At 74.3% G+C, this 22848-nt stretch carries 24 protein-coding genes; 13 read left to right on the top strand and 11 right to left on the bottom strand.

Annotated elements, in window-relative coordinates:
• Positions 1-183: 183 nt before the first annotated feature.
• Positions 184-324, bottom strand: coding sequence for a DUF6126 family protein (locus IE287_RS12205; RefSeq protein WP_189849008.1), 141 nt, complete (start codon positions 322-324; stop codon positions 184-186).
• A gap of 147 nt (positions 325-471) precedes the next feature.
• Between IE287_RS12205 and IE287_RS12200 the strand changes: the two genes are divergently transcribed.
• From IE287_RS12200 to IE287_RS12190, 3 genes are read left to right on the top strand one after another with little or no spacing between them, the layout of a single operon-like run.
• Positions 472-1551, top strand: a complete 1080-nt coding sequence (locus tag IE287_RS12200; RefSeq protein WP_189849233.1) for an LLM class flavin-dependent oxidoreductase — start codon at positions 472-474, stop codon at positions 1549-1551.
• 5 nt (positions 1552-1556) lie between these two features.
• Positions 1557-2189 carry an FMN reductase gene (locus IE287_RS12195; protein ID WP_189849007.1) on the top strand — a complete coding sequence of 211 codons (633 nt, stop codon included), beginning with the start codon at positions 1557-1559 and terminating at the stop codon, positions 2187-2189.
• Positions 2190-2241: 52 nt separating this feature from the next.
• A complete protein-coding gene (locus IE287_RS12190; RefSeq protein ID WP_189849006.1) occupies positions 2242-2676 on the top strand; it encodes a universal stress protein in 435 nt (144 codons plus the stop codon).
• Between the two features lie 72 nt (positions 2677-2748).
• Here IE287_RS12190 and IE287_RS12185 read toward each other — a convergent pair whose 3' ends face one another.
• On the bottom strand, positions 2749-3834 hold the full coding sequence (locus tag IE287_RS12185) for a MerR family transcriptional regulator (RefSeq protein WP_229883431.1): 1086 nt from the start codon (positions 3832-3834) through the stop codon (positions 2749-2751).
• Positions 3835-4000: 166 nt separating this feature from the next.
• On the opposite strand from IE287_RS12185, the gene IE287_RS12180 reads away from it, so the two are divergent.
• On the top strand, positions 4001-4372 hold the full coding sequence (locus IE287_RS12180; protein ID WP_189849005.1) for a VOC family protein: 372 nt from the start codon (positions 4001-4003) through the stop codon (positions 4370-4372).
• Between the two features lie 53 nt (positions 4373-4425).
• Here IE287_RS12180 and IE287_RS12175 read toward each other — a convergent pair whose 3' ends face one another.
• From IE287_RS12175 to IE287_RS12155, 5 genes are all read right to left on the bottom strand, one after another.
• Complete coding sequence (locus IE287_RS12175; RefSeq protein WP_189849004.1) at positions 4426-5316, bottom strand: ABC transporter permease; 891 nt, start codon at positions 5314-5316, stop codon at positions 4426-4428.
• Complete coding sequence (locus IE287_RS12170) at positions 5313-6290, bottom strand: ATP-binding cassette domain-containing protein (RefSeq protein ID WP_189849003.1); 978 nt, start codon at positions 6288-6290, stop codon at positions 5313-5315. The genes IE287_RS12175 and IE287_RS12170 overlap by 4 nt, the downstream gene beginning before the upstream one ends.
• A 224-nt stretch (positions 6291-6514) precedes the next feature.
• Positions 6515-6919 (bottom strand): hypothetical protein, encoded by a 405-nt coding sequence (locus IE287_RS12165; protein ID WP_189849002.1) that lies wholly within the window; start codon positions 6917-6919, stop codon positions 6515-6517.
• Positions 6920-7016: 97 nt separating this feature from the next.
• The gene (locus IE287_RS12160) at positions 7017-7424 is read right to left on the bottom strand and encodes a RidA family protein (protein ID WP_189849001.1); all 408 of its coding nucleotides are present in this window, start codon (positions 7422-7424) and stop codon (positions 7017-7019) included.
• A gap of 144 nt (positions 7425-7568) precedes the next feature.
• A complete protein-coding gene (locus IE287_RS12155) occupies positions 7569-8051 on the bottom strand; it encodes an RrF2 family transcriptional regulator (protein ID WP_506004969.1) in 483 nt (160 codons plus the stop codon).
• Between the two features lie 128 nt (positions 8052-8179).
• Here IE287_RS12155 and IE287_RS12150 point away from each other — a divergent pair, with 128 nt between their 5' ends.
• The 7 genes from IE287_RS12150 (at position 8180) to IE287_RS12120 (ending at position 15191) form a co-directional block, all read left to right on the top strand.
• The gene (locus IE287_RS12150; protein ID WP_189849000.1) at positions 8180-8632 is read left to right on the top strand and encodes a DUF7144 family membrane protein; all 453 of its coding nucleotides are present in this window, start codon (positions 8180-8182) and stop codon (positions 8630-8632) included.
• A gap of 23 nt (positions 8633-8655) precedes the next feature.
• Positions 8656-9108 (top strand): hypothetical protein, encoded by a 453-nt coding sequence (locus IE287_RS12145; protein ID WP_189848999.1) that lies wholly within the window; start codon positions 8656-8658, stop codon positions 9106-9108.
• Positions 9109-9112: 4 nt separating this feature from the next.
• Positions 9113-10162 (top strand): endonuclease/exonuclease/phosphatase family protein, encoded by a 1050-nt coding sequence (locus IE287_RS12140; protein ID WP_189848998.1) that lies wholly within the window; start codon positions 9113-9115, stop codon positions 10160-10162.
• A 17-nt stretch (positions 10163-10179) separates the two neighbouring features.
• Positions 10180-10416, top strand: a complete 237-nt coding sequence (locus tag IE287_RS12135; RefSeq protein ID WP_189848997.1) for a DUF2630 family protein — start codon at positions 10180-10182, stop codon at positions 10414-10416.
• Between the two features lie 28 nt (positions 10417-10444).
• Positions 10445-12415, top strand: coding sequence for an FUSC family protein (locus IE287_RS12130; protein ID WP_189848996.1), 1971 nt, complete (start codon positions 10445-10447; stop codon positions 12413-12415).
• A 275-nt stretch (positions 12416-12690) separates the two neighbouring features.
• Entirely contained in the window at positions 12691-14163 is a 1473-nt protein-coding gene (locus IE287_RS12125) for an APC family permease (RefSeq protein WP_189848995.1), read from the top strand.
• A gap of 38 nt (positions 14164-14201) precedes the next feature.
• Positions 14202-15191: a hypothetical protein gene (locus IE287_RS12120; protein WP_189848994.1), complete on the top strand. Its 990-nt coding sequence runs from the start codon at positions 14202-14204 to the stop codon at positions 15189-15191.
• 62 nt (positions 15192-15253) lie between these two features.
• Here IE287_RS12120 and IE287_RS12115 read toward each other — a convergent pair whose 3' ends face one another.
• On the bottom strand, positions 15254-17314 hold the full coding sequence (locus tag IE287_RS12115) for a PhoX family protein (RefSeq protein WP_189848993.1): 2061 nt from the start codon (positions 17312-17314) through the stop codon (positions 15254-15256).
• 238 nt (positions 17315-17552) lie between these two features.
• On the opposite strand from IE287_RS12115, the gene IE287_RS38470 reads away from it, so the two are divergent.
• Together IE287_RS38470 and metG are read left to right on the top strand one after the other, a co-directional pair.
• Complete coding sequence (locus IE287_RS38470) at positions 17553-19586, top strand: VWA domain-containing protein (protein ID WP_229883430.1); 2034 nt, start codon at positions 17553-17555, stop codon at positions 19584-19586.
• 74 nt (positions 19587-19660) lie between these two features.
• Positions 19661-21268, top strand: a complete 1608-nt coding sequence (gene metG / locus IE287_RS12105) for a methionine--tRNA ligase (RefSeq protein WP_189848992.1) — start codon at positions 19661-19663, stop codon at positions 21266-21268.
• 71 nt (positions 21269-21339) lie between these two features.
• Here the strand turns inward: metG and IE287_RS12100 are convergent, their stop codons facing one another.
• The 3 genes from IE287_RS12100 to IE287_RS12090 form a co-directional block, all read right to left on the bottom strand.
• A complete protein-coding gene (locus tag IE287_RS12100; protein ID WP_189848991.1) occupies positions 21340-21798 on the bottom strand; it encodes an STAS domain-containing protein in 459 nt (152 codons plus the stop codon).
• A 142-nt stretch (positions 21799-21940) separates the two neighbouring features.
• Positions 21941-22213 carry a hypothetical protein gene (locus IE287_RS12095; RefSeq protein WP_189848990.1) on the bottom strand — a complete coding sequence of 91 codons (273 nt, stop codon included), beginning with the start codon at positions 22211-22213 and terminating at the stop codon, positions 21941-21943.
• Between the two features lie 30 nt (positions 22214-22243).
• A complete protein-coding gene (locus IE287_RS12090) occupies positions 22244-22504 on the bottom strand; it encodes a hypothetical protein (protein ID WP_189848989.1) in 261 nt (86 codons plus the stop codon).
• Between the last annotated feature and the right edge of the window lie 344 nt (positions 22505-22848).

Here is a 22848-nt window from a genome sequence, read left to right as displayed (position 1 = left end):
GTCGGGGACTCTACGTGAGGGCCGCAGGCCGGCGGCACGTGGCGGCCCTCACGTCCGGGCGGGGCGGGGCGGGGACGGGAGCGGGGGCGGCCGGGGCGGGAGCGACCGGGGGCCGGGGCGCGTCCGGGGGGAGCGCGGGGCGGCTCCTCCGTCACTTCCGGGCGGGTGGCCGGGCGCCCGGTGTCATTTCTGCGCGTTCTGCCCGACGTAGAAGAGGAGCCAGACGAAGCCGGCGAAGGCGTGGGTGGCGAAGACGTACACGAAGACGCGGAGCATCACGCCCCGCTCCTTCCAGCCCTCGTCGTCGTGCGCCTTCTCGGTCATGGCGTCCAGGGTACGGCGGCGGGAGGGGCGGACCGGGGGCCGGCGGGGGACGGACCGGGGGCCGGAATACGGGGGCGGCTGGCACCGTTGGACGGGATAGTTTAAGCTTCAACCACTACCGAGAATGGAACGCGAGAGGTGACCACGATGCAGTTCGGGATCTTCACCGTCGGCGACGTGACGGCCGACCCCACCACCGGCCGCACCCCCTCCGAGCACGAGCGCATCAAGAACACGGTCGCCATCGCGCTCAAGGCGGAGGAGGTCGGGCTCGACGTCTTCGCGACCGGCGAGCACCACAACCCGCCGTTCGTCCCGTCCTCCCCCACGACCCTCCTCGGGCACATCGCGGCCCGCACGGAGAACCTGGTCCTCTCCACGTCCACGACCCTCATCACCACCAACGACCCGGTGAAGATCGCCGAGGACTACGCCACCCTCCAGCACCTCGCCGACGGACGCGTGGACCTGATGATGGGCCGCGGCAACACCGGCCCGGTGTACCCGTGGTTCGGGCAGGACATCCGCCAGGGCATCCCGCTCGCCATCGAGAACTACGCGCTGCTCCACAAGCTGTGGAGGGAGGACGTGGTCGACTGGGAGGGCAAGTTCCGCAGCGCCCTCCAGGGCTTCACCTCCACCCCGCGCCCGCTCGACGGCGTCCCGCCGTTCGTCTGGCACGGCTCCATCCGCTCCCCCGAGATAGCCGAGCAGGCCGCGTACTACGGCGACGGCTTCTTCGCCAACCACATCTTCTGGCCCAAGCAGCACACCGAGAAGATGGTCCGCCTCTACCGGCAGCGGTACGCGCACTACGGCCACGGCACCCCCGAGCAGGCGATCGTCGGCCTCGGCGGCCAGGTCTTCGTGCGGAAGAACTCGCAGGACGCGGTACGGGAGTTCCGCCCGCACTTCGACAACGCGCCGGTCTACGGCCACGGCCCCTCCCTGGAGGAGTTCAGCAGCCAGACCCCGCTGACCGTCGGCTCCCCGCAGGAGGTCATCGAGCGCACCCTCTCCTTCCGCGAGTACGTCGGCGACTACCAGCGCCAGCTCTTCCTCGTCGACCACGCCGGACTGCCCCTGAAGACCGTCCTGGAACAGCTCGACATCCTCGGCGAGGAGGTCGTCCCCGTCCTCCGCAAGGAGTTCGCGAACCTCCGCCCGGCGGACGTCCCCGCCACCGCCCCGCTCCACCCCGCCGTCACCGCGAAGAAGGAGGCGTGACCCCCGTGCGCACCCTGAAGCTCGTCGCCGTCTCGGCCGGCCTGAGCAGCCCCTCCTCCACCCGGCTGCTCGCCGACCGCCTCGTCCAGGCCACCCGCTACCGGCTCGCCGAGCAGGAGTACGCCGTCGACGTCGAGGTCCTCGAACTGCGCGGCCTCGCCGTGGACATCGCGAAGAACTTCGTCACCGGCTTCCCCTCGGAGGCGCTCCGGGAGGCCATCGACAAGGTCACGGCCGCGGACGGCGTCATCACGGTGACGCCCGTCTTCACCGCCTCCTACAGCGGCCTCTTCAAGTCCTTCTTCGACCTGGTCGACCCGACGGCGCTCACCGGCACGCCGGTCCTCCTCGGCGCCACCGGCGGCACCGCCCGCCACAGCCTCGTCCTCGACCACGCCCTGCGCCCGCTCTTCGCCTACCTGCGGGCCCGGACCGCCCCGACCGCCGTCTACGCGGCCTCGGAGGACTGGGGCACCGGCGGCGACGAGTACACCGAGGGCCTGCCGCACCGGATCACCCGGGCGGGCGAGGAGTTCGCGACGCTGGTCGCGGCGGTGGCCGACCGCAAGGGCGACTCCGTCGACGCGGACGAGGTCGTCCCCTTCGCGAAGCAGCTGGCCGACCTCCGGCTCGACTGACCGGTTTGTTACGTTGTGGAGGGTAGTTCCCGACGACGGACGGAGGTCGGCGATGGCCGGCGGCAGGATCGTGGTGGGCGTGGACGGCTCGGAACCGTCCCTGGAAGCGCTGAAGTGGGCGGCCGCCCAGGCCGCCCTCACCGGGGGCACGCTCCACGCGGTGATCAGCTGGGAGTACCCCGCCTCCTGGGCGACGCTGATGCCGGGCGTGCCACCGGAGTTCGACCCGGAACGGCTGGCCAAGCAGATCCTCGACCAGTCCCTCGAAGAGGCGCTCACCCCCGAGCAGGCGGCCGCCACCACCCGCACCGTCGTCGGCGGCAACGCGGCGCAGGCGCTGATCGACCAGGCGGCGGGAGCGGCGCTGCTGGTGGTCGGTGACCGGGGGTACAGCGGCTTCAAGGCGGCGGTCCTGGGGTCCGTCTCCACCCACGTCACCCAGCACGCGCCCTGCCCGGTCGTCGTCGTCCGAGGCGCCCCCGCCTGACCGCCCCCGCCCCGCCGGCGGCACCGCACCCGCCGCCCCGCGGAGGAGGGGCGCCGTGCGGCGGGGGCGGGGTCAGTGGGGGGTGGGGTCGGTGAGGGTGAGGGAGAGGTTGTCGGGGGCGCCGTGGGCACGGGCCAGGTCCAGCAGCGCACGGGCCGCCCCGCCCGGCGTGCCCGAGGCCGCCGCGCGCGCCACCGCCTCCGCCGGCACCACCGCCCAGAGCCCGTCCGTGCACAGCAGCAGCCGGTCTCCGGGCCGTACGTCGTGCACGGTCAGCGCGGGCGCGGGCACCGCACCCCCGCCCCCGCCCTCCAGCGCCTTCAGCAGCAGCGCCCGGTCCGGCCGTCCGGCCGCTTCCCCGGGCACCAGCTCCCCGGCTTCGACGAGCGCCTGGACGACCGTGTCGTCCCGGGTGAGCTGCCGCGACCGCCCGTCCCGCAGCAGGAGGGCCCGCGAGTCCCCGAGGTGGGCGACGACGAGCCGGTTGCCGGCGAGCAGCGCGGCGGTGAGCGTCGTACCGGAGGATCCGTCGAGCTCCGCGACGGCCTCGGCGGCGGCCCGGAAGCCGTCCTCCAGGGCGTTGAGGCCGTCCCCGGCCCGCTCGTGCGGCACGGACGGCGCCGGCAGCGCCAGCGACAGCGCGTCGATCGCCGCCCGCGCGGCGCGCCCGCCCTCGGGGCCGTACCCGTCGGCGACGGCGACGAGCCGCGGCGACGCGTGGACGGCGTCCTGCTGTTCGGTGCGGACGAGTCCCCGGTCGAGGAGGGACGTGCCGGAGAGTACGTACGAGGGGTCCTTCGTCATGGCGGTGCCGGTTCCCTTCACGTGGGCCAGCAGGGAGGCCGCGAGGCCGCGGCGCGCCGAGGTCTCGGCCTCGACGGAGGCCCAGTGGGCGCGGATCGCGCGGGCCGCGCCGTCCGGGTCCGCGGCGTGCAGCGCGCACACCCGCCCGATGTCGGCGAGCGGCATGCCGATCCGCCGCAGCCAGGCGATCAGCCGGGCCCGTTCGGTCTGGCCGCCGTCGTAGTACCGGTAGCCGGTGTACGGGTCGACGCGGTCGGGCCGCAGCAGTCCGAGTGCGTCGTAGCGCCGCAGCGCCTTCGCGGAGAGCCCGGTCGCGCGGGCGAAGTCGCCGATGGTGAGGGCCGCTTCCGCCACGTGCCGTCCCCTTCCCTGTGCCTTCCCTGCGCCGGGCGGTCGTCCGCCCGGCACCGCCGATGCTGGGCCTTCCCCGCGGGGGAAGGTCAACCTCCCGCGGAGGGGGCCGTCACGCAGGGCGATGCTCCGCCGTGCGGAGGGCCGCGTCCCGGCGGAGGATGCCCTCATGGACATCAAACTCGAACTCATCGGCGTCCCGGTGACCGACGTCGACCGGGCCAAGGCCTTCTACGAGAAGGTCGGCTTCCACGCCGACCACGACGTGACCGTCAGCGAGGACGTCCGCTTCGTGCAGATGACCCCGCCCGGCTCGGCCTGCTCGATCGCCTTCGGGAAGGGCATCACGGAGATGGCGCCGGGCTCCCTCGACAACATGCAGGTCGTCGTCGACGACATCGAGCGCGCCCGTGCCGAACTGACCGGCCGCGGCGTCGACGTCGGCGCGATCGACGACCGGCCGTGGGGCTCCTTCGTCCACTTCGCGGACCCGGACGGCAACCGCTGGGCCGTGCAGCAGAAGACGCCCCGGGGCCGGTAGGGCGCGGGGGCTCCCCTCGGGACGCGGGGTTCCCCTTCCTGTTCCGGCGGGGCTCACTTGCGGTTGTAGAGCCGCATCGTGACGGCGCCGAACACCGCGACGAAGACCACCGACCACCCCAGGGACCAGGCGATGTCCGCCGCCGGCCAGTTGCCGGCCATCAGTTCCCGCACCGCCGTCGCCAGGTGGGTCACCGGGCTGTTGTTGACGAAGGCCTGGAGCCAGCCCGGCATGGTCTTCGGGTCGACGAAGACGTTGGAGAGGAAGGTCAGCGGGAAGATCACCATCATGCTGACGCCCATGACGGACTTCTCGCTGCGCAGCAGCAGTCCGAACATGGTCCAGATCCACGAGAACGAGAACGAGAAGACCAGCAGCAGCGCGACCCCGAGCAGCACCCCCACGATCCCGCCGTCCGGACGGTAGCCGATGAGGAGCCCGACGCTCAGCATCACGGCGGAGGCGATCAGATAGCGCACGACGTCGCCGAGGAGGTAGCCGACCATCGGCGCGGGCCGCCAGATCGGCAGCGTGCGGAAGCGGTCGAAGACGCCCTTCTCGATGTCGGTGTTGACCGAGACGCCGGTGTACATCGTGATCATGACGACGGACATCACGAGGATGCCGGGCAGCAGGAACTGGATGTACGCCGAGACCGATCCGGCCAGCGCGCCCCCGAAGAGGTACGTGTACATCAGCACCATCATGATCGGGAACGCCGTCACGTCGAACAGCTGCTCCGGCACGTGCTTGATCTTCAGCATCGCCCGCCAGCCGAAGGTGAACGACGCGGAGAGCGCCCCGGGCCGGGGCGGCCGCTCCTGTCCCACGAGCAGGGCGGCGAGCTCGTCGGCCCGGGGCTCGGCGAGTTCGGCCCCGGTGGCGGTGGCGGTGGTGGCCGGGACCGCTGCGGTCTCGGTGTCGCCGGACGTTCCGATGCTCATGCGGCCGACCCCTTCCGGTCGGTGAGGGCGAGGAAGACCTCGTCCAGGCTCGGCTGGCCGAGGGCGAAGTTGTCGACGGTGATCCCGGCGCGGGCCAGCTCGGCGAGGGCGCGGGCGGCCTGTTCGGAGGCGCCGAGGTCGGTGCCGTGCCCGTTGACGGTGGCGGTCAGTGCGACCGGGTCGGGGTCGAGCTGGACGGCGGCCCGCAACGCGCCCGCCAGGACCCGTTCGGCCCGGGGCCGCTGCTCCGCGTCCCGGAGCCGCACGTGCACGGAGCCGGAGCCCACCGACGCCTTCAGCTCGCCCTTCGTGCCCTCGGCGATCACCTTGCCGTGGTCGATGACGGCGATCCGGGAGGCGAGCTGGTCGGCCTCGTCGAGGTACTGGGTGGTGAGGAGGACGGTCGTGCCCTGCGCGACGACGGCCCGCACGATGTCCCAGACCTGGTTGCGGCTGCGCGGGTCGAGACCGGTGGTCGGCTCGTCGAGGAAGAGCAGGTCCGGGGTGTTGAGGATGGACGCGGCGATGTCGATGCGCCGCCGCATGCCGCCCGAGTAGTTCTTCACCTGCCGGTCGGCGGCCTCCGCGAGCCCGAACGCGTCGAGCAGCTGGGCGGACCGGTCGCGGGCGGCCGGCCTGCCGTGCCCGAGCAGCCGGGCCAGCAGGACGAGGTTCTCCGTGCCGGTCAGGTCCTCGTCGACGGAGGCGTACTGGCCGGTGAGGCTGACCCGGCCCCGGACGGTGTCGGCCTCCGCGACGACGTCGTGCCCGAAGACGCGGGCGCGGCCGCCGTCGGGCCGGAGCAGGGTGGCGAGCATCTTGACGGCGGTGGTCTTCCCGGCGCCGTTGGGCCCGAGCAGTCCGTACACCGTCCCGGCGGGCACCCGCAGGTCGACGCCGTCGACGGCCCGGTTCTTCCCGAAGACCTTCACGAGGTCCTCGGTCTCCACCGCGAAGGCGCTGTTCCCGGTCATCCACGGCCTCCCTGCTGCCGGACGTCACCCTCCAGTCTGCTGCGGGACGGGCGCGGGCGCAGTCCGGGGAGGGACACGGCCCCGTGCCGGAGGGCGGCACGGGGGCCGGGGGGCGGCACGGGGGCCGGGGGGCGGCACGGGGGCCGGGCAGGACGGAGGGCCGGTCGGTACGGAGGGCCGGTCGGTACGGAGCGGGCGGCGGACCGTACCGAGCGGGGTGCCGGTCAGTACGGAGCGGGGTGACCGGCGGCGTCCTCGTGCGTGTAGAAGAGGTAGAAGCACCCGGCGCCCACGGCGATCGCCGTCGCGAGCCCGAGCCCGCTCGACGACAGGACGCTCGCCCCGGAGAGGCTGTAGAGGAAGCCGGTCGCGGCGCCGGCGAGCGCTCCCCACGCCACGGAACGCGCCTCGCGCGGGAGGACGTGCCCGTAGGTGCGCAGGGCCCACAGGCCGCCGCCGAGGGCGAGGGCGGAGACGACGCCGAGCCAGAGCTGGCCCCAGGTGAGTGCTCCGCCGTGCCGCGAGACGGTGGCGGCCCAGAGGCCGTAGAGGATGCCGATGACGGCGGGCAGGACGGCGCCGTGCAGTTCCACGGAACGCCGTGCGGGTACCGCTGCGTGTGCGGCCATGGCAGGAGCTCCTTCGTGTCGCCCCCCTGCTGCTGCATCCTCCAGGGCACACCCGTCACCGGCGCCCCGCAAGTGGATCAGCCCGTCCCGGCCGCGTTCAGCCGGCGGGCCGCACGGCGACCGCGTCGATCTCGAAGAGCATCCCCGGCAGGGCGAGCGAGGCGACGCCGCTGAGGGTCTGCGCGGGCAGCCGGTCCCCGAAGGCCCCGTGCAGCGCCTTCCCGAGCACCTCCAGCTTCCCGAGGTCGTGGTCGACGACGTACGAGCCGAGCCGGACGACGTGCTCGTAGCCGAGGCCGGCCCCTTCGAGGGCGTGCCGGAGGTGGGTGAGGGAGAGCGCGACCTGGTCGGCGAAGTCGCCGGGGACGGGTGCGCCGGTGGCGTCGGAGGCGTACTGCCCGCCGATGAAGACGAGTTCGCCGGGGGCGGAGGCGGCGTGGCTGTAGCCGAAGGGGGTGGGGTCGTGGAGGGTGGGCGGGTTGGTGAGAGCGCGCTGATCGGTCATGACGGGTGGTTCCTTCCGCTCAGAGTTTTCCTCGATGTTCCGTATCCAGGATCAAGGTCCGGCGGGGGCCGGGAATTCCCTCCCCCCGGCCCTTCCCTCCCGCCCTGCCTCACGCCCTTCCCTCCCGCCCTTCCCTCACGCCCCTCACGCCACGTCGGCGAACCACCGCCGGATCCGGTCCGGGGCGTCCGGCGCCTGGCGTTCGGCGCGCTCGCGGACGGCGTCCAGGGTCTGCGCGGCGAGTTCGCGGCGCCAGGCCAGGTCGGCGCGGCCCATCGCGCCGGCGATGGCGCACTCGGGGGCGCGCCCCCCGGTGGGGCCCGCGCCCGGTCCCCGCTGCCGGATCTCGGTGCAGCGGAACGCCTCTTCAGGCCCTTCCAGGGCGGTGACGACGTCCATGAGGGTGATCCGGTCGAGGTCGCGGGCGAGCCGGAAGCCGCCCTTGGGGCCGGAGGCCGAGATGAGGATGCCGGCCCGGACGAGCGCCTGGAGCTGCTTGTTGAGGTACGCGGCGGGCAGCTCGTGATAGGCCGCGAGCCGGGCCGCGGTGACCGCCCGCCCGGGGCCGATCCAGGCCAGGTTGAGACAGCTGTGGAGCGCCCACTCCACGCCTTCGTTCATCCTCATGATCCTGGACCTTATCCATCCAGAATGCGAGGAGCAAGAACACTTCTTCCCGCGCCCCTCCCGCACCCCTTCACTCGTCCGGCGTAGCCGGAAGGTCGAATTCGGGTGATTCCTCCCAGGATGGGGCCATGAGCCAGAACAGCACGCCTCCGCGCCCGGCCGCCTCACCCCGCCCCCCGAAGCAGAGCTCGTCCGGGGCGTGGGCCTCCGGCGGGACGCTCTTCGCCGGCGTCCTCATGCTGGTCACCGGCATCATGGACGTCTTCCAGGGCATCGCCGGCATCGCCGAGGACGACGTCTACACCCGCGTCGGCGACTACGTCTTCAAGTTCAACCTGACCACCTGGGGCTGGATCCACCTGATCGTCGGCATCGTCGTCGCGATCGCCGGCTACGGGATCCTCAAGGGCGCCGAGTGGGGCCGCGTCGCCGGCATCAGCCTGGCCTCCCTCAACGTCCTGCTCCAGTTCCTCTTCCTGCCCTACCAGCCGTGGTGGGCGCTCTTCTCGATGGCCATCTCGATCTTCGTGATCTGGGCCCTCGCCACGGACGACGCGTACGGCCCCGGCGAGCGGTACTGACCGGCCGGAGGGAAGGGCGAACGATGAACCCACCACCCCGCGCCCGGCTGCGGCGGGCGGCGGGCGCGGCCCTCCTGGCCCTCGCCGTCACCGGCGCGGCCACCGGCTGCGACGCCGCCAAGGAGGCCGCCGGCGACATCGTCTCCTCGGCGACCGCCGCCGTCGCCTCGGCCGCGCAGCAGAAGATGGACCAGGTCAAGGACGGCGTGAACGCCTCCGGCGACGTCGACGCCGGGGCGACCTCGGTCGACGGGGACCGCACGGTCGCCACGATCACCGCCACCAACCCCCTCGACACGACCGCCGACTACGCGGTCGTGGTCACCTTCAGGGACGACGGCGGGAACCTCCTCGACACGGTCTTCCTCACGATCGACGGCGTCGGGGCCAAGGCCTCCAAGTCCGGTACGGCGCGCAGCAATCGGACGCTCTCCGGAGCGACGACCGCGGAGATCGCGCAGGCCCTGCGACACTGAGGCCGTGGACCGAGCCCTCACCGACGCGACCGGCACGCCCCGGGACACCGGCACCCCCCGGGCCCCGCTCCCGGCCCCGCCCCCGCCCCTCCGGCCCAGGCGCCGCACCCGTGCGCTCGTCTGGGCCGCCGGGCTGCTGCTGGCCCTCCCGGCGGTCCTCGCCGGCTGCCGGGCGCTCGACACCGACGGCGTCACGCCCCTGCCCCAGCTCCTCTCCTTCCTGCCCTGGGCGACCGCCCCCGCCGGACTCGGGCTGCTCCTCGCGGCCGCCTCCCGCCGCCGGGTGCCGGCCTACCTCGCGGTGCTCGTCCTCCTCGCCACCGTCTGGGCGTCGCTGCCGTACACGCCGCTGCCCGCCGTCACGCACGGCACCCCGGTCGCCCGGATCCGCGTCATCGCCGCGAACGTCGAGTTCGGCCAGGCCACCGCCGCGCTCATCGACCTCGCGCGCCGGGAGCGGCCGCAGCTCCTGTACGTCTCCGAGTGCGACCCCGCCTGCGGGCGCGCGCTCACCGCCGCGCTCTCCGGGACGCTCCCGCACCGGGTGTCGGTCGACGCGGCGGGCTCCGCCGGGTCCGTGCTGCTCAGCGCCTACCCGCTGCGCGACCGGTCCGTGGTGCCCTCCACCATGGGCATGCCCGGCGCCACCGCGACCGTCGCCGGCCGGCCCGTCCGTCTCCAGCTGGCGCACCCGATGCCGCCGCTGCCCGGCCAGGTCGCCCTGTGGAAGCGGGAACTGGGCCGCCTCCGGGACACCGTGGCCGCCCGCCCGGCCGGCGGGACCCTGCTGGTCGCCGGCGACTTCAACGCCTCCCAGGACCACGCCGCCCTCCGCTCCCTCGCCGCCGCGGGCCCGCTCCTCGACGCGGCCCGCGTCACCGGCGCCTCCCGCACCCCCACCTGGCCCGCCGAGGGCCCCCTGCCGCCGTACGTCCAGATCGACCACGTCCTCACCACCCCCGACCTCGCCGCCGTCGCCACCCGCTTCCCCGCCCTCGCGGGCAGCGACCACCGGGCCGTCCTCGCCGACCTCGACCTGCACGACGGGCGCTGATCGGCGACGCTGGGGACATGGACAACGAGCAGATCCTCGACGACATCGGCGCGCTCGTGGAGGAGGAGCGCGCCCTGCGCGGACGCACCGGCGGCCTCCTCCCCGAGGAGCGCGAACGCCTCGCCGCCCTCGAGGTCCGCCTGGACCAGTGCTGGGACCTCCTCCGGCAGCGCCGCGCGAAGGAGGAGTTCGGCGAGGACCCCGACACCGCCGCCCTCCGGCCGGGCCCCGAGGTCGAGTCCTACCGCAACTGAACCCGGGGGCCCCGCGTAGGTTGGGCCCATGGGCAGAGAAGAGCGGGAGAAGGGGCTGCTCGCGCCGCCCGCGTGGCTGACCGCGGGGCTGCGCCCCGCCCCCGTCCCCGTCCCCTGGGCGGCCGTCGCCCGCGCCTCCCTCGCCCTGTCGGCGCCGCTCGCCGTCGGACTGGCCGCGGGCCGGCCCGAATACGGCGCGCTCGTCTCGATGGGCGCGCTCTCCGGTGTCATCGGGGACACCGCCGACGCCTACCGGATGCGCGTCTTCAACATCGCCGTCCCGCAGCTCTTCGGCGCGCTGGGCGTCACCCTCGGCACGCTCGTCTTCGGGCACGGCTGGATCGCGGTCGCGACGCTCACCCTCGTCGCGCTCGTCTCCGGGATGATCTCCTCGATCGGCGCGGTCGCCTCCGCCTCCGGCCTGCTGCTGCTCCTGAACGCCGTGGTCGGCGCGGGCCTGCCGATGCCCGACCCGTGGTGGAAGGCGCCGCTGCTGCTGACCGCCGGCGGCCTCGTCGTGCTGGTGCTGACGCTGCTCGGCTGGCCCCTGCGGCGGGCCGCGCCGGAGCGGGCCGCGGTGGCGGCGACCTACCGGACGGTCGCCGAACTGTACGAGGCGGCGGGCTCGGAGGCGTACCAGGAGAAGCGGCACGCGGTCACCGCCTCGCTCAACCAGTCGTACGACCTGATCCTGGCCCGCCGCACCCGCCAGCACGGCCGCACCTCCTCGCTGGCCCGGCTGCTCGCCCAGCTCAACGTGCTGATCCCGCTGCTCGACGCCGCGCCCGCCGCCGACCTGCGGGCCCGGCTGCACGGCCCGCTGCCGCCCGCCGTCGCCGCGACCGTCCGCGACCTGGCCGACGCGGTGGAGACGGGCCGGACCGACCACCGGGAACCGGAGCTCCCGCCGTCGACGCGGCCCGCGGAGAAGGCCGTCGAGCAGGCCCTCCGGCACGCCGTCACCGTCGTCCACGAGGCCGAGCCCGACCCCTACGACGTCGACGACCGGCTCGGCCGCCCCGCCGCGCTCACCGTCCGCGCCCGCCGCGCCGCCCGCACCATGCTGCTCTCCGAGCCGTCCTGGCGGTACGGGCTCCGGCTCGCGCTCTGCATCGGCCTCGCCCAGGCGCTGGTGTCGCTGGTCGCGGTGCCCCGCTCGTACTGGGTGGCGCTCACCGTCACCTTCGTGATGAAGCCGGACTTCGGCTCGGTCTTCTCCCGGGCCGTGCTGCGCGCCGTCGGCACCTGCCTGGGCCTGGTCGCGGCCGCGCTGGTGCTGGCCGAGGTGCCCCGCGGCTGGTGGGACGTGCCGGTGATGGCGGTGCTCGCCGGGCTCATCCCCGCCTGGTCGGCGAAGGGGTACGCCTTCCAGACGGCGGCCATCACCCCGGTCATCCTGCTCCTCTCCGACGCCCTCAACCAGCAGGGCTTCGACCTCGTCCTGCCCCGGCTGTACGACTCCCTCATCGGCTGCGCCATCGCGCTCGTCGCCGGCTACCTGCTGTGGCCGGAGTCGTGGCACAGCCGGATCGGCGACCGGCTCGCCGACGCGGTCGCCGACACCGCCGCCTACGTGGACCGCGCCTTCGGCTCCGGTGCCGCCGCGGGCCCCGGCGCCGACGCGGGCCGGCTGCGGGCCCGCCGCAAGCTGTACCGGGACCTGTCGGCGGTCCGCTCCGAGTTCCAGCGGGCCCTCACCGAGCCGCCGCCGACCGGCACCCGCGCCGCCGCCTGGTGGCCGCTGGCGATCGCCGTCGAGAGGATCGTGGACGCCACCACGGCCGCCCGGATCCGGGTCGCGCACGGCGCCCCGCCGCCGGACCCGGCGGAGGTCGCGGCGGTCGCCCGCGAGCTGCGGGAGCTGGCCGAGGGGCTGCGCGCCTCGGAGACCCTCGTCCCGGTCCGCACGGAGCTGCCCGGAGACGAGGACGGCGTCCTCGCGCCGCTCCGCCAGGAGGTCCGCGCGGCCCGCGCCATCGCCGGTCCCGAGCTGGGATAAACCCCCTCCGGAACGGTGCGCGGGGGCGCGTGGGAGGACTTACCGGCGGTCACGGAACCGAACCCTCCTGCCACCGTTACCGGATCCCACCGGGGCGACTACGATGCGCTCGACCGCCCCGGCGTGATCAGCGCCCGCCCCCCGTCCGCGCCCGCGCCCGGCCGGCCGACCGGCCCGCCGACCGGGCCGCCCCGCCCTCCGCACCTCCCTACCCGCCCGTACCCCTCCGTCGTCCGGACCCCCACATCCCTCCCCAGGACTCCGAGGACACCGACATGCGCACGACCACCGGCAGAGGGCTCCAGCCCAACGTCCTCGGCACCTTCGACACGATCGTCATGGCCGTCGCGGGCAGCGCCCCCGCCTACTCGCTCGCCGCCACGACCGCGGTGCTCTCCGGGGCCGTCGGGCTCGCCGGGCCGGCCGCGCTGCTCTACTGCGCGATACCCATGCTCGGCATCGTCCTCGCCTACGCGCGCCTCGGCCGCATCGACGTCAACGCGGGCGCCGGCTACTCCTGGGTGGGCCGCACGCTCCACCCCTTCCTCGGCTTCCTCTCGGGCTGGGCGCTGGTCTTCGCCGCCACCGTCTTCATGGTCGCGGGCTCGCTGCCCGCGGGGGCGCTCACCCTCGCCCTCTTCGACCGGGACCTCGCCGCCTCGACCCCGCTGGCCGCCGCCGTCGGCGCCTGCTGGTTCCTGCTGATGCTCGGCGTGGTGCTCGGCGGCGCCCGGCTCACCGTGCGGGCCCAACTCCTGATGTCGGGGGTCGAGATGGCGATCCTGATGGCCTTCGTGCTGGCGGCGGTGGCCCACCGCGGGCACGCCGTCGCCTTCGACTGGTCCTGGTTCGGCCTCGGGCACTTCGACGGGCCGGAGGGCTTCGCCGCGGGCGCGCTGATCGCCGCCTTCTACTACTGGGGCTGGGACGTCACCAGCAACCTCAGCGAGGAGACCCGCGACAGCCGGCGGACCGCCGGGCTCGCCGCCCTCGTGGGCGTCGGCTTCGTCTTCCTCCTCTTCGAGGCGTACACGGTCGCCGTGAACGTGCTGCTGCCCGCCGACCGGATCCTGGCCGCCGGGCCGAACGTGCTCGCCGTCCTCGGCGAGGAGGTCTGGCCGGGCGTCGGCGGGAAGCTCCTCGTCGTCGCCGTCGTCCTGTCGACGGTCGCGACCCTGGAGACGACGCTGCTCCAGGTCACCCGCTCGCTCTTCGCGATGGGCCGCGACCGCACCCTGCCGGCCGCGCTCGGCCGGGTCCACCACCGCTGGAACACCCCGTGGGTCGCGGTCGTCGCGGTCGGCGCCGCCGCGCTGGTCCTCTTCGCCGGCGCGGCCGCCGCCGGCTCCGTCCAGCGGATCCTGCGGGACGCGGTCTCCGCGATCGGCCTCCAGATCGCCTTCTACTACGGCCTGGCCGGCATCGCCGCCGTCGTCGCCTACAAGTCCCTGCTGCTGCGGTCGGCGAAGAACCTGCTGCTGGGCGGGGTGTGGCCGCTGCTCGGCTCGGGCTTCATGCTGTGGGCCTTCGTCGAGTCGCTGGGCGAGCTGTCCACCACCGCCCTCACCATCGGCCTCGGCGGACTCGCCGCCGGGCTCGTCCCGATGGCGGTGTACTGGCGCCGGGGCAGCGACTACTACCGCCCCGCCCGCCTGGACGCCTCCCGCGCGCTGGCCGCCGCCGACGAGTCGGCCCCCGTCTCCCCGGGCGCGCGCCTGCGGGACAAGAGCTACGCCACGGACTTCTGACCCCCCACCATCCGACGCACCGACCGAAGGAGGTCCCCATGGGCGTACGCCGACGCGCCCTCAGGCGGTCCCGCGGGGAGCGGTTCACGCCAGACTTCGACCCGGACTTCGGTGACCGCGCGCTGACGGAGGCCCGCCACGACATCGTGATCGGCCGCTGGCAGGGCGTCCGGGACCTGCTCGCCGCCACCGGCGACGACTGGGCCCGCCGCACCCACCGGATCCGGCTCCTCTCGCACGCCGCCGCGGGCAGCTCCACCGTCGAGACCTGGCGGGCCGCCGAGCCGCGCAGCGCGGACGCGGCGGTGCTGCGGGCCGCGACCGAGGTGGTGCGGGTCTTCGACGCGGCCATCGCCGCCGGCCGGGGCGCCGCGGTCGACCGGACCCGGATCGACGCCGCCGTCGAGGCCTGCCGGGGCGCGGCGGAGGCGGCGCCCGCCGACCCGATGCCGTGGGTCTCGCTGCTGTCGGTGGCGAGACTGTACGAGGGAGGCGTACCGCGCCGCGAACTGCGCTACTGGTTCGACGAGTTGAGGCGCCGCGATCCGTACAACACGGAGGGGCACGTGCAGGTGCTGCGCTACCTCTCGGCGCGCTGGCACGGCACCCACGGCTCCATGTACGACTTCGCGCGCGACGCGGCGGGGGTGGCGCCGCCCGGTTCGCCGCTGCCGGTCCTGGTGCAGGTGGCGCGGGTCGAGGAGTACCGCTACATCGCCGACGGGGCACTGGGCCGCGGCCCGGTGCGCGGCTTCGACCAGCACTGGAAGCACGAGCTGGCGGTGACCGAGCTGCGGCGCACCTACGACCGCTGGATCGGCGGCCGGGACCCCGCGCTCCCGGTCGCCCCGGAGGAGGTCGGAGACCTCAACTTCCTCGCGCACGCCGCCTGCTACGCGGGCCAGGTGGAGTGGGCCCGGGACCTGATGGGCCTGCTCGGCAAGCGGGCGGCGTGGGTCCCCTGGGCCTACACGGGCGATCCGGAGGACCAGTTCGTCCGCTTCCGGGAGGGCCTGGGGGTCGGCTGACCGCCCCCGGGCCCCGGGCCTCCGCCCTCCCGGGCCCTCCCGGGCCCGGGGGAGGGGCCTGATCAGACGCCGATGTCGCGCCCGTCGTTGCGCCACACGGCGACGACGGACGGGCGGACGATCTTCCCGGGTCCGTCGGGCCAGGCGGAGGCCGGCTTCTCCACGGAGGCGCCGTCGATCTCGCCCGGGTGCTGCACGGCGACGAGGACGCGGCGGTCCTGGATGACCGGGCCGCAGGTCTCGGCGCCCCGCGGGACGGTGAGGAACTGCTTCAGCTCGCCGCGGCGCTCGCCGTGGGTGGCGACGCCGAAGAGGCCGTCGTGGGTGCCCAGGGCGTTGCCGTCGGTGGAGATCCACAGGTTGCCGTGCGGGTCGAAGGCCACGTTGTCGGGGCAGGAGATCGGGGAGACCTTCTCCTTCGGGTAGCCGGCGAAGTAGGTGGCCGGGTCCTCCGGGTCGCCCGCGACGAGGAAGAGGCGCCAGGCGAAGCCGTCGGCGGCCGGGTCGTCCCAGTGCTCGGCGAGCTCCAGGACCTGCCCGTGCTTGTTGAGGTTGCGCGGGTTGGCCTCGTCGACGCCCGGGTTGGTGCCCTTGCCGCGGTTGGTGTTGTTCGTCAGGGCGACGTAGACGCGGCCGGAGCGCGGCGACGGCTCGACGTCCTCGGGGCGGTCCATCTTCGTCGCGCCGGCCTTGTCGCCGGCGAGGCGGGTGAAGACGAAGACCTCCTCGGCGGTCATGCCGGGCACGTGCGAGACGGCGCCGCCCGGACCCGCCGTGGCGAGCGGGATCCAGGTGCCGGAGCCGTCGAACTCGCCGTCGTTCGGGAGCTTGCCGGTGCCGTCGACCTCGGCGGCCGGGGAGTCGCCGGTCAGCTTGGCGACGTACAGCGTGCCCTCGTCGAGCAGGGTGAGGTTGTGCGCGCGGGCCCGGCGGGACTCGCCCTTCATCATCCGCTTCGAGGAGACGAACTTGTAGAAGTAGTCGAAGCGCTCGTCGTCGCCCATGTAGACGACCGGACGCCCGTCGGCCGTCAGGCGCGGCTGCGCGGCCTCGTGCTTGAAGCGGCCGAGCGCGGTGCGCTTGCGGGGCGTCGACTCGGGGTCGTACGGGTCGAGCTCGACCACCCAGCCGAAGCGGTGGACCTCGTTCGGCTCCTGCGCGAGGTCGAAGCGCTTGTCGAACCGCTCCCACTTGCGCTCGGAGGCGCCGGTGCCGACGCCGTACCGCTTGTCCGTGACGGACGAGCCGTTGGCGAAGTACTGGTTGAAGTTCTCCTCGCCGTGGAGGGTGGTGCCCCACGGGGTGGTGCCGCCGGCGCAGTTGTTGAGCGTGCCGAGGACGGTGCGGCCCTTCGGGTCCGCGGAGGTCCGCACGAGCGCGCCGCCCGCGGCGGGCCCCGTCAGCTCGAACTCGCTGGTGGTGTGGAGGCGCCGGTTCAGGTGGTGGCGGGTGACCGGGGTGAGCTTGCCGGTGCGCCGCTCCTCCTGCACCACGACGACGGAGAGGCCGTGCGCGGCCCAGGCGATCTCGACCTGCTCGCGGGTCGGGTTCGCGGCGTCGTACCCGCGGAACATCAGCACTTCGTCGGTGTACTCGTGGTTGGCGACGAGCACCTGGCGCCCGTGCTCCCCGCGCAGCGGCAGCAGCGACAGGAAGTCGTTGTTGTACCCGAACTGACCGGCCTGCGCGGCGGCCGTCTGCTTCTCGGAGTCGAAGGCGGGGGCGCCGCGGAGGATCGGCTCGCCCCACCGGATGACGACGTTCTGCCCGTAACCGGAGGGGACGGTGACCTGGTCGGCCGTGTTGGGCGCGACCGGCGCGAAGCGGAGGCCGCGGGCGCCGTCCGCCTTGGGCTCCGGCCGGTGGCCGGGGTGCGCCTGCGCCTCCTGGGCGCCGCCGAGCACCAGCGAGCCGCCGGCGGCGGAGGCGACGGTCACGACGGCGGCGGCGCGGAGCGCGGAGCGGCGGGAGAGCACGCCGGCTATGACGTCGCCGACGTACTCGTTCCCGCTGGTGTTCGGCACCTCCTGGAAGCAGGCGTCACCGCACCGGAAGCGGCAGGTGAGCGCGGACCGGCCGCCCCCGTGGGAGTGGGAGCCGATCATCGGCAGGAGCTTGCGCACGTGGTCCTCCTCCGGCGCAGCACTGCGCCGACATGGTGTCGGGAATTCCGTTCGGCCGTGACGGTATGTGTGCACGTCTGCACGGGGGAGGCGGCGGAGTGAACGCCGGATGAATGAGCGGCAACCGTGACCGACGGGGTCCCCGGAACCGGAGGACGCGGCCGCTAACCTTACGTGTCCGCCCTGGCCAGGGGTGAAGGACGCATACCGCATCCAACTCATGCGAAAGGGTTCGCCCATGGGTATTCGGAGCTTGCTGCGCAAGGTATTCGGCCGCGACCGCGAAGATCCCGCGACCCCCTCCGTCCCGTCCCAGTCCCGCGAACCCGGAGACGCCCCCCAGCCGTCCCTCCCGGCCGCGGACGCCCCCGCCCAGGACTCCGCGCCCGCGGACTCCGCGTCCCGGACCCCCGAGGCGACCCCGGAGCCGGCTCCGGCCACCGCCCCGGCCGCGGCGCCGACCGCGGACCCGGCCACCGCCGAGCCCGCCGAGGCGGCCGCCCGCAAGGCGGCCGACGACCTGGTGGCCGCCGCCTTCGACAACCCCCAGATCCCCAAGGCCCGCACCGCCCCGGAGCCCGCACCGGAGCCGACGACCGTTCCGGCGACCGACACCGAGCCGGTGGCCGACGCGGTCGGGGAAGCGGAGCCGGGCGCGAAGGCGGACGCCGAGCCTGTGGCCGCCCCGGTGGCCGACACCGTCCCCGTGGCCGACGCCGAGCCGGTGGCCGACGCGGTCGCGGAGCCGGTGGCCGACGCGGTCGCGGAGCCGGTGGCCGACGCGGTCGCGGAAGCGGAGCCGGACGCGAAGGCCGACGCCGACGCGAAGACGGACGCGGTCGTGTCCGAGGTGCCGGAGGCCGCTGCCGCCGACGTCGCGGAGCCGGCTGCGGCGCAGACCGACGCTGCTGCGGAAGTGGACACCGACGCGGAGGCGCAGTCGTCGGCGACGGCGACCGACGCCGCTGCGGCGGTGGTCACGCCGGAGGCGGACGCCGTCGAGCCGGAGGCGATCACGGACGCCGACGCGAAGGTGGAGGCGGAGTCGGAGTCGGAGTCGGACGTCGCCGCAGACGCGGACGCCGACGCGCAGCCGCCGACGGCGGACGCGGACACCACCACGGTGGTCACGCCCGACGCCGGCGCGGAGTCGCCCGCCACGGAGCCCGACGCCGCTGCGGCCGAGCCGAAGGCGGACGCGGACGCGGCGGAGCACGGGGCGGAGGCGACGCCGACCGCCGCCGACGCGGACGCGGCGGAGCCGCAGGCGACCGCCGAGGCCGAGGTCGCGCCGGAAGCGGTCGTGACCGCTCCCACCGAGGCGGAGCCGCAGGCCGACGCGGCCGAGCCCGAGGCGGAGGCCGCTCCGGCCGCCGGCGCGAGCGCCGGCGCGGAGGTCGAGGCCGAGGCCGAGGCCGCCCCGGAGGCCGGCGTCGACGCCGACGCCCCGGCAGGGCAGGCCGCGCCGGAGGCCTCCGGCGCGGAGACCGGGGCGGCGGAGCCGCAGGAGGCCCCCGCCGAGGAGGCACCCGCCGCGGAGGTCACCGCGCCGGCCGCCGGGGCCGAACCCGTCGCCGCGCAGGCGGAGGACGCCGAGCCCGTCGCCGCGCAGGGGCCCGCCGTCCCGCTCGCGCGGGTGAAGGCGGCCGCGCCGCAGCTGGCGGAGGCGTACAAGGCGGCCGGCGGCGTGCTCCGCAAGGCGGGGATCGAGGGGGCCCGGGCCCGGGTGTTCCTGGTCGTCGACCGGTCCGGTTCGATGCGCGGGTACTTCAAGGACGGGTCCGTGCAGCGCCTCGCCGAGCAGGCCGTCGCGCTCGCGGCGCACCTGGACGAGGAGGCGACGGTGACGACCGTGTTCTTCTCGACCGACATCGACGGGGTCGTCGACCTGACCCCCGCCGGCCTCACGCCGACCCGCGTCGAGGAGATCAACGCGGGCCTGGGCCGCCTGGGGCGGACGAACTACCACCGGGCCGTCGAGGAGGTCCTCGCCCGCCACGAGAAGGACGACGCGTCCCGCCCGGCGCTGGTGATCTTCCAGACGGACGGGGCCCCCGAGTCCCGTACCGCCGCGACCCAGGCGCTGGCCGAGGCCGCCGGCCGCCCGCTGCACTGGCGCTTCACGGCGTGGGGCGAGGAGGACGGCAAGGCCTTCGACTACCTGCGCAAGCTCACCGCGGACCGGACGGCGACGCACTTCGCGGGCCCGGCGCCGGTCGAGACCCCGCACGCGGAGTTCTACCGCGGCGTCGTCGACGGGCTCGCGCTCTAGCCGCGCGGCGCACGTCCGCCCCCTGCCTCTCATCGAGGTGAGTGGATCTCCGCAGGCCCGTTAGGATTTCGACCATGGCGGCCACTGGATCCGAGAAGCAGGGGGCGAAGGCGTTCTACGTCACGACCCCCATCTACTACGTCAACGACGCTCCTCACCTGGGCCACGCCTACACGACCGTCGCAGGCGACGTGCTCACGCGCTGGCACCGTCAGCGCGGCGAGAAGGTGTGGTACCTCACCGGCACGGACGAGCACGGTCAGAAGATCATGCGCACGGCCGAGGCGAACGACGTCACGCCCCAGGCCTGGTGCGACAAGCTCGTCGAGGAGGCCTGGAAGCCCCTCTGGGAGCACCTGAACATCGCGAACGACGACTTCATCCGCACCACGCAGAAGCGTCACACGGACCGCGTCCAGGAGTTCGTGCAGGACCTGTACGACAAGGGCGAGATCTACAAGGGCGGCTACGAGGGCCCGTACTGCGTCGGCTGCGAGGAGTTCAAGCTCCCGGGCGACCTCATCGAGGCGGAGGACGGCACCAAGCTCTGCTCCGTCCACAAGAAGCCGGTGGAGATCCTCAAGGAGGAGAACTACTTCTTCAAGCTGAGCGAGTACGGCCCGAAGCTCCTGGAGTTCTACGAGGCGAACCCGGACTTCGTGCAGCCGGAGTCGGCGCGCAACGAGGTCCTGAACTTCGTGAAGCAGGGCCTGGAGGACCTCTCCATCTCGCGGTCGACCTTCGACTGGGGCATCCCCGTCCCGTGGGACGACAAGCACGTCGTCTACGTGTGGGTCGACGCGCTCCTGAACTACGCGACGGCCGTCGGCTACGGCGCCGACCAGGCGAAGTTCGACGAGACCTTCCCGGCCGACGTCCACCTCATCGGCAAGGACATCCTCCGCTTCCACGCGATCATCTGGCCGGCGATGCTGATGGCGCAGGGCCTCCCGGTCCCGGGCAAGGTCGCGGCCAACGGCTGGCTGATGGTCGGCGGCGAGAAGATGTCGAAGTCGAACCTGACCGGCATCAAGCCGCAGGACCTGACCTCGCACTTCGGCGTGGACGCGTACCGCTGGTACTTCCTCCGCGCGATCGCCTTCGGTCAGGACGGCTCGTTCTCGTGGGAGGACTTCTCCGCCCGCTACACCTCCGAGCTGGCCAACGACTACGGCAACCTCGCCTCCCGCGTGGCGGCGATGGTCGGCAAGTACTTCGGCGGCGAGCTGCCGGCGTCGGCCGCCGACGGCGACGCCGAGAAGGCGGTCCAGGAGGGTCTGGCGAAGGCGGTCGCGACCGCCGACGCCAAGATCGGCGAGGAGCTGGACTTCCAGGGCGGCATCCTGGCGGTCTTCGACTTCGTGAAGCAGGTCAACGGCTACATCACGGAGCAGGAGCCGTGGAAGGTCGCGAAGGACGAGTCGGAGGAGGGCCGGGCCCGCCTGGCGACGATCCTCTACACGGCCGCCGAGTCCCTCCGCGCCGCCGCCGTCCTGCTGAACCCGGTGATGCCGGAGTCGTCCCAGAAGCTGTGGGACTCGCTCGGCGCCGAGCCGTCCCTGGGCGCCCTGGCCGCCCAGCCCGTCCAGGACGCGGCCCGCTGGGGCCAGCTCCCGGCCGGTGCGACGGTGACGAAGGGCGCGGTGCTCTTCCCGCGCCTGGAGGACCCGAAGAAGGACTGACGTCCGCCGGTGAGCACACCGGAAGGTACGCCGAAGGCCGCCGCCCGCACCGGGCGGCGGCCTTCGCCGTGTCAGCCGGCGGGGACGGGACCGGGACGGGGGACGAGGGCGGGGACGGGACCGGGGAGGACGGCGGGGAGGGGGGCGGGGGCGGAGGCTCCGGCCAGCAGCAGCTCCCGCATCAGCGCGGGGAGCGTGCCGGGCAGGGAGACCACGCGGTAGGCACCTCCGGCGCACCGCCAGCCGTCGAGGACCTTCAGCAGGGCGCTGTCGCAGAACGTCAGCTCCCGGCAGTCGAGGACCAGGCTCCGGCGGCCCCGGTCGCGCGCCTCCTCCAGCACGCCGCGCAGCGGCGCCAGACTCCAGTGGTCGGCCTCCCCGCGGAGGCGGACCGTCAGCGTCCGGGTGTCGGGTGCGGTGCAGGTGAGCGCCAGTATGGCTCCGGGCGCGGTGTCCGCGCCCGCCCCCTCGAACTCCGGGGCGCGGGGCGTCGTGTCGGTCAGTATCGGGCTGCTCACTACGGTACTCATGCCGTGATCAACCGGTCGCGGGGACCTCCTGGACACTGGGCTCCGGCCGGTTTCACCCTTCGCGGTGTCCGCCGCCACCGTCACGGGCGAAACCGGTCGCCCGATCGTGTGCCACCCGCATCCGGTCCGGCGCGGACGCGTTCTAGCGGGCGAGTCCGCCGGCGCAGCCGTGGCGGGAGAGCGGGATCCGGGCGCGGTCGAGCAGGGCGCCGGCGGAGCGGAGGGCCGCCTCGTCGGTGCGGGCGGCGAGGAAGAGGACGACGTCCAGGCCGTGCGCGAGCCGGCGGATCCTGAGGTGTTCCAGGCCGTCGGCCGGGGCGGCGTGCGCCCACAGCAGGTCGTGGACGAGGGCGGGGCTCGCGGTGGGGGTGTCGGCTCCTGCGATGTCCGTCAGCAGGGCGCGGACCATGAGCACGGGTCGTCTCTCGGAACGGGGGCCGTCCGGTCAGTCCCAGCCGATGGTGTCGCCCACCACGCCGACCTCCCCGTCCGCCGGGCCCGCGTCCCAGCCGATCGTGTCGTCCGCCGGGCCGGCGTCGCCCTCCGCCGGGCTCGCGTCCCAGCCGATGGTGTCGGCGGGGGCGGCGACGGCGGGGGCCGCCGCGTCGGACCCCGCGGCGGCGAGGGTCCCGGCGGCGAGGCCCGTGAGGGCGAGGGCGAGGGCGAGGGCGGCGGCGACGGGGGAGCGGCGGACGGACGCGGACACGGAGGTTCCTCTCCAGGGCTGGGGCGGCGTGGGCGGCGGCGGTGGCGGTGCGCGGTGGGCCGGAGGGAACCGGCGGGGCCGGTTCCGGGCGGGGCCCGCTCCGGGAGGGACCGGCACCGTTCCCGCCGGGCGGCCCCCTCTCGGTGGCACCATCCTGTTCGCGCGCCTGACCTGGGAGAAGGGTTTCCCCGCGGCACCAAGCTGCCTGACACCAAGGTGCCGCTCCCCCACGGCCAGCGGGTGACCGTGCCATGACATGAAGGTGACGCACTCGCTCGCGCGACCACGTATGCGCCGGTCAGAGAGCTGTCCTGGAAACTCCTGAGGCCTAGGATGACCGAACA

This window comes from Streptomyces omiyaensis (assembly GCF_014650895.1).
In the GTDB taxonomy this organism is placed as follows: Bacteria; Actinomycetota; Actinomycetes; order Streptomycetales; family Streptomycetaceae; genus Streptomyces; species Streptomyces omiyaensis.
Note: the sequence above shows the minus strand (reverse complement) of the source record. Positions and strands in the feature narration are given on the sequence as shown.